At 67.6% G+C, this 10,025-nt stretch carries 10 protein-coding genes and 1 pseudogene; 8 read left to right on the plus strand and 3 right to left on the minus strand.

Annotated features, from left to right (window positions below; all coding sequences use genetic code 11):
* The 7 genes from ABFC67_RS10445 to ABFC67_RS10475 all read left to right on the plus strand — a co-directional run.
* The coding region (locus tag ABFC67_RS10445; protein WP_346737970.1) for a c-type cytochrome at positions 1-584 on the plus strand (584 nt) is incomplete at its 5' end.
* A 73-nt stretch (positions 585-657) separates the two neighbouring features.
* Positions 658-1,326 (plus strand): thiol:disulfide interchange protein DsbA/DsbL, encoded by a 669-nt coding sequence (locus tag ABFC67_RS10450; RefSeq protein WP_346737971.1) that lies wholly within the window; start codon positions 658-660, stop codon positions 1,324-1,326.
* Positions 1,327-1,345: 19 nt separating this feature from the next.
* Positions 1,346-2,023, plus strand: a complete 678-nt coding sequence (locus tag ABFC67_RS10455; RefSeq protein WP_346737972.1) for a thiol:disulfide interchange protein DsbA/DsbL — start codon at positions 1,346-1,348, stop codon at positions 2,021-2,023.
* Positions 2,024-2,069: 46 nt separating this feature from the next.
* Positions 2,070-2,855 carry an endonuclease/exonuclease/phosphatase family protein gene (locus ABFC67_RS10460; protein ID WP_346737973.1) on the plus strand — a complete coding sequence of 262 codons (786 nt, stop codon included), beginning with the start codon at positions 2,070-2,072 and terminating at the stop codon, positions 2,853-2,855.
* Positions 2,856-2,952: 97 nt separating this feature from the next.
* Positions 2,953-3,552 carry a hypothetical protein gene (locus ABFC67_RS10465; protein WP_346737974.1) on the plus strand — a complete coding sequence of 200 codons (600 nt, stop codon included), beginning with the start codon at positions 2,953-2,955 and terminating at the stop codon, positions 3,550-3,552.
* Positions 3,553-3,654: 102 nt separating this feature from the next.
* Complete coding sequence (locus tag ABFC67_RS10470) at positions 3,655-4,191, plus strand: hypothetical protein (RefSeq protein WP_346737975.1); 537 nt, start codon at positions 3,655-3,657, stop codon at positions 4,189-4,191.
* Positions 4,192-4,319: 128 nt separating this feature from the next.
* Positions 4,320-4,508 carry a hypothetical protein gene (locus tag ABFC67_RS10475; RefSeq protein ID WP_346737976.1) on the plus strand — a complete coding sequence of 63 codons (189 nt, stop codon included), beginning with the start codon at positions 4,320-4,322 and terminating at the stop codon, positions 4,506-4,508.
* Positions 4,509-4,662: 154 nt separating this feature from the next.
* On the opposite strand, the gene ABFC67_RS10480 is transcribed toward ABFC67_RS10475, so the two are convergent.
* Positions 4,663-5,565 carry an IS1595 family transposase gene (locus ABFC67_RS10480; protein WP_346737977.1) on the minus strand — a complete coding sequence of 301 codons (903 nt, stop codon included), beginning with the start codon at positions 5,563-5,565 and terminating at the stop codon, positions 4,663-4,665.
* A gap of 125 nt (positions 5,566-5,690) precedes the next feature.
* On the minus strand, positions 5,691-8,573 hold the full coding sequence (locus ABFC67_RS10485; RefSeq protein ID WP_346737978.1) for a TonB-dependent receptor: 2,883 nt from the start codon (positions 8,571-8,573) through the stop codon (positions 5,691-5,693).
* A 273-nt stretch (positions 8,574-8,846) separates the two neighbouring features.
* Between ABFC67_RS10485 and ABFC67_RS10490 the strand changes: the two genes are divergently transcribed.
* Entirely contained in the window at positions 8,847-9,281 is a 435-nt protein-coding gene (locus ABFC67_RS10490; RefSeq protein WP_346737979.1) for a hypothetical protein, read from the plus strand.
* Between the two features lie 8 nt (positions 9,282-9,289).
* Here the strand turns inward: ABFC67_RS10490 and ABFC67_RS10495 are convergent.
* A pseudogene (locus ABFC67_RS10495) lies at positions 9,290-10,025 on the minus strand (hypothetical protein); the annotation flags it as partial.

A 10,025-nucleotide genomic window follows, 5' to 3' on the forward strand; every position in this document is an offset into this window, starting at 1 on the left:
CGGGCGATGCCGCCGCCGGCCAGGGCAAGGCCGCCGTGTGCGGCGCCTGCCACGGCATGGACGGCAATTCCAGCGACGCGCAGTATCCCAAGCTGGCCGGCCAGAACGAGCAGTACATCGCCCGCCAGCTCGGCAGCTTCAAGAGCAGCGCGCGCATGAATCCGATCATGCTCGGCATGGCCAGCGCGCTGTCGGAGCAGGACATGCACGACGTCGGCGCCTATTTCGCCAGCAAGCAGTCGCTGCCCGGCGTGGCCGACGACAAGCTGGTCAAGACCGGCGAGACGCTGTACCGCCAGGGCGACGCCGCGCGCGGCATCCCCGCGTGCATGGCCTGCCACGGGCCGGACGGACGCGGCAATCCGGGCGCCGCCTATCCGCAACTGGCCGGCCAGTGGGCCGACTACGTGCAGCGCACGCTGAAGGTGTGGCACGACGGCACCACCTGGGGCAGCGACGATCACGCGCAGATCATGCCGACGATCGCCAAGCGCCTGACCGACGCCGACATCGCCGCGCTGGCCACCTACGTCGAGGGCCTGCACGCCGCCGTCGACGGCGCCGCACCGGCCGCCGCCAGGTAAGCGCTGCGTGCGGCGGCCGCGGTTCAGCCGCCGCACGCCAGACTTGCCGCCGACCGCCCCACGGAGATTCGCGATGCTGAAGCGCGCACTGCTGCTGATCGCCCTGCTCGCCTGTGCCGGCGCCGCCGCCGCGCAGGCGCCGAACTGGGCCGAAGGCAAGAATTACTTCCGCATCGATCCGGCGCAGCCGACCAGCACGCCCGGCAAGGTCGAGGTGGTCGAGGTGTTCTCCTACGCCTGCCCGGCCTGCTACCGCTTCAACCCGATCGTCGACAAGCTCAAGGCCAGCCTGCCCGCCAACGCGGAGATGGCCTACGTTCCGGCCGGCTTCCGCCCCGACGAGGACTGGCCGGTGTTCCAGCGCGCGTTCTACGCCGCGCAGGCGCTCGGCGTCGTCGAGAAGACCCACGACGCGATCTACGACGCGGTGTGGAAGGACCGCAGCCTGGCCACCTTCGATCCGACGACCAATCGCCCGCTGAAGCCGGGCCTCGACGAGATCGCCAAGTTCTACGCCAGGTACGGCGTCAAGCCGGAAGACTTCATCGCCACCGCCAACTCGTTCGCGGTGAACGCCAAGGTCAAGCGCGCCGACGCGCTGGTCAAGGCGTACGGCGTCGAGGGCACGCCGACCATCATCGTCAACGGCAAATGGCGGCTCGACGTCAACAGCGCCGGCGGCTACAGCCAGGCCGTCGATCTGGTCCGGTGGCTGGTCGCGCGCGAAAGCGCGCAGCCGTAACCTCGCCCGGGAGCCCGCGATGGCCAAGCGTCTCGCCCTGCTGCTCGCCAGCCTGCTGCTGACCACCGCCTGCAGCGCGGGCGGCGACGCGCCCGCCGCCGCGCCGGCGCCGTGGGTGGAAGGCACGCACTACTTCCGCATCGATCCGGCGCAACCGGCCGGCAGCGACGGCAAGGTCGAGGTGGTGGAGGTGTTCTCCTACGCCTGCCCGCACTGCGCGCATTTCGCGCCGTACGTCGACCGCCTGGTCGCCGCACTGCCGCCGGGCGTGGCGTTCCGCATGATGCCGGCGACGTTCTCGCCGATGTGGGAGCCGTACACGCGCGCGTTCTACGCCGCCGACGCGCTCGGCCTCGCGCAGGCCAGCCACGACGCCGTGTTCCAGGCCATCTGGCAGGCGCAGAGCATCCCGCCGCAGGGCGCGACCCTGCAGGATTTCGCCGGCTTCTACGCCGGCCGCTACATGGTCGCGCCGCAGCGCTTCCTCGAGCTCGCGCAGTCGCCGCAGACCGACGCGCGGCTGGCCCACGACGTCAAGCTGGAACAGACTTGGGGCATCGGCGGCACGCCGACCATCATCGTCGCCGGCAAGTACCGCGCCGACGCCGGCAGCGCCGGCAACAGCTTCGACAAGCTGGTCGAGCTCACGCAGTGGCTCGTGCAGCGCGAACTGGCCAGCAAAAAACGCGGCGGCTGACCTTCCCGGCCTTGTCCGGGGACGATCCCGCCCCTACCCTGAGCGCATGAACTCCGCCCGTTCCGGCCGCAGCGCGGCGACCTCGCTGCGCGTGCTCAGCTGCAACATCCTGGCCGGGGCCAGCGTGCACGGTTATCACCACTACCTCACCCGCAGCTGGGCGCAGGTGCTGCCCGCGCGCGGCAAGCGCGACAACCTCGACCGCCTCGCCGACGTGATCGCCGGCTTCGACGTGGTCGGCCTGCAGGAAGCCGATGCCGGCAGCCTGCGCTCGGGCTTCCTCAACCAGACGCGCTATCTCGCCGAAACCGCCGGCATGCCGTACTGGAGCCACCAGCCGAACCGGCCGATGGTGCGCCTCGCGCACTCCGCCAACGGGCTGATCAGCCGGCTCGAGCCGCTCGAGGTGTTCGACCATCCGCTGCCCGGCCGCATCCCCGGCCGCGGCGCGCTGCTGGCGCGCTTCGGCCACGGCCTCGACGCGCTGACCGTGGTGATCGCGCACCTGTCGCTGGGGCCGCAGGCGCGCGCGCGCCAGCTCGGCTTCATCGCCGAACTGCTGGACGGCTGCCCGCACGCGCTGCTGATGGGCGACCTCAACTGCGACCCGGACAGCGCCGAGATGCGCCAACTGTTCCGCCGCACTGCGCTGGAGCCGCCGACCGAGATCCCGCCGACCTTCCCGAGCTGGCGCCCGCGCCGCGCGATCGACCACATCCTGGTTTCGAAATCGCTGCGCGTGGAGCGGCTGTGGACCCTGCCCGACGCGTTCTCCGACCACCTGCCGCTGGCCGCCGAGGTGCGCGTGCCGGTCGCGCTGTCCCGCGCCTGAACCGTCCCCACGGCGACGTCAACCCGCGTGCCGCCCCCGCGTTGTGGCGGGGGCGAGCGCCGCATGTCGCGGCGTGCACACACCAGGGAGACGCAGCATGAACCGCATTGCCCGCAACGCCGGCGCGCTCGGACTCGCCGTCGCCGGCCTCGGCTTCGTCCTCGCCGCACAGGCGCAGACCGCCGGCAGCGAAACCCGGCGCGACGTCGACCAGCAGCAGCGCATCGAACGGGGCCTGCAGTCCGGCCAGCTCACCACCCGGGAAGCCGCGAAGCTCGAACAGGGCGAGGCTCACGTCGACCGCGTCGAGCAGCGCGACCTGCGCGACGGCTCGCTCAGCGCCAGGGATCGCGCGCAGGTCCAGCGGGCACAGAACCGCGAGAGCGCGGCGATCCATGACCAGAAACACGACGCGCAGACGGGCAACCCGGGCTCGGCCTCCTCGCGGCGCATGCAGGCCGACGTGCAGCGCAATCTCGACCAGCAGCGGCGCATCCATGACGGCTTCGCCAACGGCTCGCTGACCAATCGCGAGACCTCGCGCCTGGAAGGCCGCGAAGCGCACGCCAGCCATGCCGAGGCCCGTGCCGGCGCCGACGGCCGCATCGGCGCACGCGAGCAGGCGCGCATCCAGCACGCCGACAACCGCGACAGCCGGCGCATCTACCGGCAGAAGCACGACCGCCAGCACCGCTGATGGCGCGGCCTGCGTTGCGGAAAAAAAAGGCGATTATATACTTGACGAACCAAGCCTCATACACGTAGTCTGGCGCGCTATTCCTAGACAGGGAGGTACGTCATGGCGCTGCCGTATAGCTTCAACGGGAATATCGGGAAGGGCTTGTTTGATGCCACTGCTCAGGCTTGGCGCAGCGAGATTGCGTCGAACCCGGCGAACCTAAGCAGTTCCTACTATGAGGGACGCTTAAAGCAGTGCGAGCAGGCTGTGAACGGCCAAGGGTTCGCTGACGGCGGCGGGGCGCTGTGTGCTGTCGTCAAGGACGGCGCTGACCACGCAGACGCTTTCATCGTTGTGACTTATGCAAACGGGCAGCATTTGAAGATGTTGGACGTGACTGTGCGTCCGTCGCTTGATGCCGCGGATCGTGAACCAAACATTTTCGATCTTGCTTGGATAGCTGCGACGGCAATCATAGGCTGCCTCGGCATGACGTATGTGGAATACCCGTGTCCGGAACTGAAGGTTCGGGCGAGCTGGCCGCTAGATAAAGAGTTCCTGACCGCCGTCACAGCCGCCTTGGTTGCGAATGAGAAGTTTGCCGGCATCTATGAGGTGGGCGTTCATGGGAACTGGATTGTCGTGAGAAAGAAGTAAGTTATGCGTTTATATTCAATAACTTACGAAAACGTCAGTTTGTCAAGCTTGCCGCGTTGAGAAGTAGGTAGTACCCTAAGAGCCCAGCCGGGCTAGTACCATGTCCAGGCTCCGAGGAGAGAAAAGCCATGGCCAAGATGAGTAGTGGTGCCCTTGACCACGCAGGCTTCCTTGCCATCAAGGACACATTGACCGCAGAACTTGCTTGGGCCATCCAAGTGCAACTGGAAGAAGTGGGCGACGATGTCAAGGGAATCTCTTGGTTCTCGTCCACCGCGGAGGAGTACGCGCTGTCAAAGCAGCTGCTTGCGGCATGAGTGCTCGAAGAGGCAAGGAAGTGAAAAGCAAGTTCGATGAGGTACTTAGGCGCATGCTGCAAAAGGCGCCAGAGCCTCACGGCAAGCGAACTCCGCGATCACAAAAGTCAACCAAGAAGAAGCCCGCTTAATGCGGGCTTCTTACTTCTTGCACTTAGCGAGGCCTTGCGTAGGTGAGCCGCTTGCCATGCACCTGCTCTAGCAGCGCATCGGAACGCTCGCGGTCTGACACTTTGCGATTGTTCCAACGGTAATCGAACTCCGCCACGTACCGTTGCAAGTGTTGCTCGCCAACGTGATGGAACGTACCAACGAGACCGCGCTTCAACAGGCTGAAACTGGATTCGACGGTGTTCGAGTGATTGATGCCGTCAACGTACTGGCCGGCGCTGTGCCGCGTCACGCCATGCGAAGCGTACTCGCGGCCAGCCTTGGTGTAGCCGGAATGCTCGTCGGTCATGAGGTGTGCCGACTTGCAAACATGCTTGTTCAGCACGTCGCGCAGAGTCTTACCCGTGACAGCCGGGACGACCATGCTGCGCTTTTCGCCGTCACGCTCGACTAGTGAGACGACTTTCATCTTGTGCTGGTAGCCGCGCGCGCCTTTGCGCTGCTTCCCGTTGTTGCCCCAATAGGTCTCGTCCACTTCAACCGTGCCGCCGCCAGTGCCGAGCAGGCCAACGTGCTCTTTGTTCATGGCTTCGCGGATGCGGTGAGTCATGAACCAAGCGGACTTATAGGTGACGCCCAGCATCCGATGGATCTGGTGCGAGCTAATGGCTTTCTTGCTGGCACACATGAGATGCACGGCCATAAGCCACTTGTTGAGCGGAATCTTGCTCCGCTCAAACACGGTGCCCACGGTCACGCTGAATTGCTTGCGGCAGTCTTTGCACTTCCACAAGCCCGGACGATGGGCCTTGCCCTTCAGGGCGTAGTGATCGCCGATGCAGCCGCAGTGCGGACAAACCGGACCGTTCGGCCAGCGCAACGCTTCCAGATAGGCGCGAGCCTTATCGGCGTCTTGGAAATGCGGGGCGAACAGATCGGCAGCCATGGCTAAGCTCCTAACTTGAGCCTAGGTTAGCCGTCCGATTTGGGTTTGTCAAGTATATAATAGCCAAAAAAAAGGGCCGCCCGAAGGCGGCCCTTTTCGTGTCGCGATGACGCCGGAACCGCGCGTCAGAACTTCAGGCTGGCTTCGACGTAGCTGAAGCGGCCGTACAGGTCGTAGGTCGACGCGTCGTAGCCGTTCAGCGAGCACGACACGCACACCGGCGGGTTCTTGCCCCACAGGTTGTTGATGCCGGCGGAAACGGTCAGGTCGAAGCTGGTCGGGACCTTCCAGCTCGCACGCACGTCGTGGTAGGTCACCGCGCCGAGGCGATGCGTACCGTCCGGACGGTTCGGCGCGATCTCGTCCGGGAAGGTGCAGATCGGATAACCGGCCGCGGCGGCGCAGTCCTCCTTGAGCGGGCTGATGTAGCGCAGCTTGTAGTCCACGCTCCAGGCATTGAGGTTCCAGCCCAGGCCCAGGACCGAGGTCAGGCGCGGAATCGCGCTGTCGGTCACCTCGATGCCCACCGTGCGCGGCTCGGTCGTGCCCGCGCTGCTCTTCGCCTCGTACTGCGACACGTAGGAGCTCTGCCAGTTCGCCGTGAGCTGGCCGAAGTTCCACTGCGGGCCCTTCCACACCGCGCCGAAGTCCCAGCCGTTGGTGTCGATGCGGCCGAGGTTCAGCAGGGTGTTGTTGAAGCCGTCGATGTTGCCGGTGGCGTTGCGGTGGATGCCCTGGCAGAAGATCGAGGTATCGGTGCCGCTATCCACGCAGCGGTTGAGCTGCGTCTGCGCATCCAGCGCCTGGATCGCGTCCTTGACGTTGATGCGGTAGTAGCCCAGCGTGACGTCCAGCTTCTGCGACCACGCCGTGTTCTCCGCCCAGCCCGGGCTGTACACCGCGCCCCAGGTCAGGCTCTTCGAGGTTTCCGGCTGCAGGTTGCTGTTGCCGCCGGTGCGCACCGAGATCTGCGGGTTGGGCTGCGTGTAGCTGGCCGGCACGCCCAGCGCCGCGCAGTTGGCCGCAGTCGCCGCACTGCTGATCGGCGCCGAGCAGGGATCCTGCAGGGTGGCGTCGAAGCGCGCCGGCGAGCCGAACAGCTCGCCGATCGACGGCGCACGGAAGCCCTCCGCCCAGGTGCTGCGCAGGGTCAGGTCGTCGAACACCTGCCAACGCAGGCCGAACTTGTTGTTGGTGGTGCCGCCGAACGTCGAGTAGTCGGAATAGCGCGTGGCCGCCGACAGGTCGAGCGCCTTGAAGCCGGGCATGTCCTTCAGCAGCGGTGCGTTCAGCTCGAGGTAGTACTCGTTGATCGAGTAGCTGCCCGAGGTCGGCAGCGAAGGCACGCCGTTGGATTCGCCCGCCACCACCACCGCGTCCGGCGTGTAGGAGCCGTCGTACTTGCGGTGCTCGTAGCCGGTGGCGAACGAGAACGCGCCGGCCGGCAGGTCGAACAGCTCGCCGGACAAGTTGGCGGTCCAGCCCTTCAGCTTGTTCTCGCTGGTGTCGTGCTCGATGTACTGGATGTACTGCAGCATCGCCGGCGTGATCGTGCCGGGGCCGCCGAAGATGTTCAGCGGCACGCAACTGCCGGTGCAGTCGGCCAGCGGGCCCAGCGCGCGCTGGATGTGCGCGATGTTGTAGGTGCCGTTGACGGTCTGGGTCGCCTTGTTGGTGCTGTCGAAGAAGTTGACGTCCCAGTAGTAGTCGCGGCTGGCGAGCCCGAACGAGCCTTCCAGGCCGGTGGAGAAGTAGTAGGTGTCGACGTCCTGGCGGTACTGGCGCGGGCCGCCCTCGACCGGGCGACGGCCGATCAGGATCAGGTTGCCGGTGTTGGGATCGGCATCGAGGGTGAAGCCGAACGGGTTGTACGGGTTGGTCACGTCCACGCCAACCGTGTCGGCGAGCCCGCCGGTGCCGGCGCCGGGGCCGAGGAAGATCGGCTCGGGCGCAGCCTGGTTCAGCGACTTGCGCGTGTTGTACAGGCCCTTCACGTACCACGTGACGTTGTCGTTGATGTGGTAGCGCGCCTGCGCGAACACCGCGTTGCGCTCGCTCGGCGTCATCAGCAGGTTGTACGGCGCGAAGTTGAAGCGATCCGCGGACGTGAAGGGATGGAAGTCAGCCGGATAGCTGGCGCCGTTCGGGAACGCGCCGTTCGGGGTCACGCTGACGAAGTCGCCGACAGCGGGATCGAAGAAGACGAAACGGCCGGTCGGCGTCGCCGAGCTGCAGTTGTCGAGGCCGGTGCCGGGCACGCATTCCGCGCTGGCCTGCTTGCTCGCCGAGGCGCTGACCTCGTTCTGCTTGACATGGCTGAAGTCGACGAAGAACTCGTAGCGGTCGCCCTTGGCGCCGAACGAGGCGTCGCCGGACATGTTCTTGCCGCCCTTCAGGCTGGTGTAGTCGCCGGCATACATGTTCAAGGCGGCGCCGTTCTGCGAGCGCTTGGTGATGATGTTGACCACGCCCGCGATCGCGTCGGAGCCGTACAGCGAGGAGGCGCCGTCCTGCAGGATCTCGATGCGGTCGATGATGCTGGCCGGGATGGTGTTCAGGTCGACCGCGGCGGACACGCCCGAGGCCGAGCTCTCGTTCACCCAGCGCAGGCCGTCCACCAGGATCAGCACGCGCTTGGCGCCGAGGTGGCGCAGGTCCAGCGTGGCGGAACCGGAGCCGACGCCGCTGCCGTCCGGCGGGAAGCCGAAGTTGCCGGCGGAGTTGAACTTGGTGTTCAGCGCCGAGCCGGACGAGGTCAGCTGCTGCAGGATGTCGCCGACGCTGGTCAGGCCGGCCTTTTCGATGTCATCGGCGCCGATGGTCAGCACCGGCACCTGGGTCGCCATGTCGGCGCCCTTGATGCGCGAACCGGTGACCTCGATCACCTCGAGCTTGGTGGCCTGCTGCTGGTCCTGCGCCAGGGCCGGCGCGGCGAAAAGCGGAAGCGCGAGCAGGCCGGTGGCATGCAATGCCAGAACCAGCGAGCGGCGGCGTAGCTTGATGCTCATGGAATCCCCCGGGGGAAAAGTGGTCGACGGACGCCCGATGCCTGCATGGGCGCCGTTCGAATGTAACGAGTTTTTAATAGATGTGCCACAGGTCACATCGATGGCGCAAAAAAAGAAGGGATTTGCCTCGAAAAATGGGCATCGAAGGGGGTTCCGGGCACACCACCACGCCCGTGCCGGCCGCACGGGCGGTTCCGGGACGCTGCGGGGTGGCGGCCATGCGGCGAAGCCGGACCTGCCATACTGCGCGGCTCCGCCGCTGCCGTTCGTCCGATGCACACCCGCGATTTTCGACGTCTCGTGCCCTGGCTGCTGGTGGTCGCGCCGGCCGCGCTGGCGATGGTCCTGCGCTACGCGCTGATCGAACCGGCCGACGTCGCGCATCGCTGCGATGCCGGCACGGGCCCGTGGTGGTGCAGCCTGCGCCATGCCGCAGTGCTCGCCTTCACGCGCGGCCCCGACACCTGGTGGAGCGGCGCACCGGGCGTCAGCGCGCTCGGCTGGATCGGCACGGCCGCCCTGCTCGCCGCCGCGCTGGCGCTGCTGCGGCGGCGCACGGCCACGGCGACGCTGGCCGCCGCGCTGGGCGCGGTGGCGCTGGTGCTGTACTGCTTCCAGAGCGGGGCGCTGGCGCTGCTGGTCGGCGCGCTGGCGCTGGCACGCACGCAGGCGCGCACGCCGCCGGAGGCGGGAAAAGCGGCGGGCTGAAACCCGCCCTACGGCCCGCCCAGCGACTCGGCTGGCGCACGCAAGCGTGCGCCGCGGTCGGGCAGCAGCACGGCGGCGCAGAACGCGAGACACAGCGCCGCCCACGCCAGCGCATACGCGTTGGCCCAACCTTCCAGCGCCACCGTCAGCGCGGCCGAGGCGCCGACCCAGACGGCCAGCAGGCGCTCCTCCAGCGCCAGCGGCCGCCGCGCCGCGAGGCCGCTCAGCGCGAGCAGCGCGAAACCCGCCACCGGCGGCGCGTACAGCGGCAGCAGGAAATCGCGGTAGCGCGCATCGAAGGCCAGCAGCAGCGCGACCAGCGCGGCACCGAACAGCCAGCCGAAGCGCGCCAGCCCCAACCAGCGGCCCAGCCCGCCGCGCGCATCGCGCCGCAGCGCCGTCGCGCCGCTGTCGAGCACCAGCGCCGACGCGCCGTCGCGCAGCCAGCGCGCCAGCGCATGGGCGATCAGCGCACAGGTGACCAGCATCAGCGCCGTGCACCCAGCGGCGACGCCCCATTCGAACGGACCGCGCTCGGCCATGCCCATGTAGCGCCACTGCGCGGCCAGCGCGGCGCCGACGGCGTCGCCCGCCAGCAGCAGCACGGCGGGCGCGGCGCCACGCCGCCCGCCGCGGCGCAGCAGCGCCGGCAGCGCGAACAGCAGCGCCAGCGCTGCGCCGGCAACGGGGCCGAGCCACCAGCGCGGCACTTCGGTCACCGGCCCCTGCAGCGGAAACTTCGGC

Origin of the sequence: Mizugakiibacter sp. (assembly GCF_039680435.1) — a bacterium.
Taxonomy (GTDB): domain Bacteria; phylum Pseudomonadota; class Gammaproteobacteria; order Xanthomonadales; family Rhodanobacteraceae; genus Mizugakiibacter.

Excerpts from the sequence above, each read along its gene's own strand:
- ABFC67_RS10450 (WP_346737971.1), top strand. The coding sequence starts at position 658 with ATGCTGAAGCGCGCACTGCTGCTGATCGCCCTGCTCGCCTGTGCCGGC.
- ABFC67_RS10455 (WP_346737972.1), top strand. The coding sequence starts at position 1,346 with ATGGCCAAGCGTCTCGCCCTGCTGCTCGCCAGCCTGCTGCTGACCACC.
- ABFC67_RS10460 (WP_346737973.1), top strand. The coding sequence starts at position 2,070 with ATGAACTCCGCCCGTTCCGGCCGCAGCGCGGCGACCTCGCTGCGCGTG.
- ABFC67_RS10465 (WP_346737974.1), top strand. The coding sequence starts at position 2,953 with ATGAACCGCATTGCCCGCAACGCCGGCGCGCTCGGACTCGCCGTCGCC.
- ABFC67_RS10470 (WP_346737975.1), top strand. The coding sequence starts at position 3,655 with ATGGCGCTGCCGTATAGCTTCAACGGGAATATCGGGAAGGGCTTGTTT.
- ABFC67_RS10475 (WP_346737976.1), top strand. The coding sequence starts at position 4,320 with ATGGCCAAGATGAGTAGTGGTGCCCTTGACCACGCAGGCTTCCTTGCC.
- ABFC67_RS10480 (WP_346737977.1), bottom strand. The coding sequence starts at position 5,565 with ATGGCTGCCGATCTGTTCGCCCCGCATTTCCAAGACGCCGATAAGGCT.
- ABFC67_RS10485 (WP_346737978.1), bottom strand. The coding sequence starts at position 8,573 with ATGAGCATCAAGCTACGCCGCCGCTCGCTGGTTCTGGCATTGCATGCC.
- ABFC67_RS10490 (WP_346737979.1), top strand. The coding sequence starts at position 8,847 with ATGCACACCCGCGATTTTCGACGTCTCGTGCCCTGGCTGCTGGTGGTC.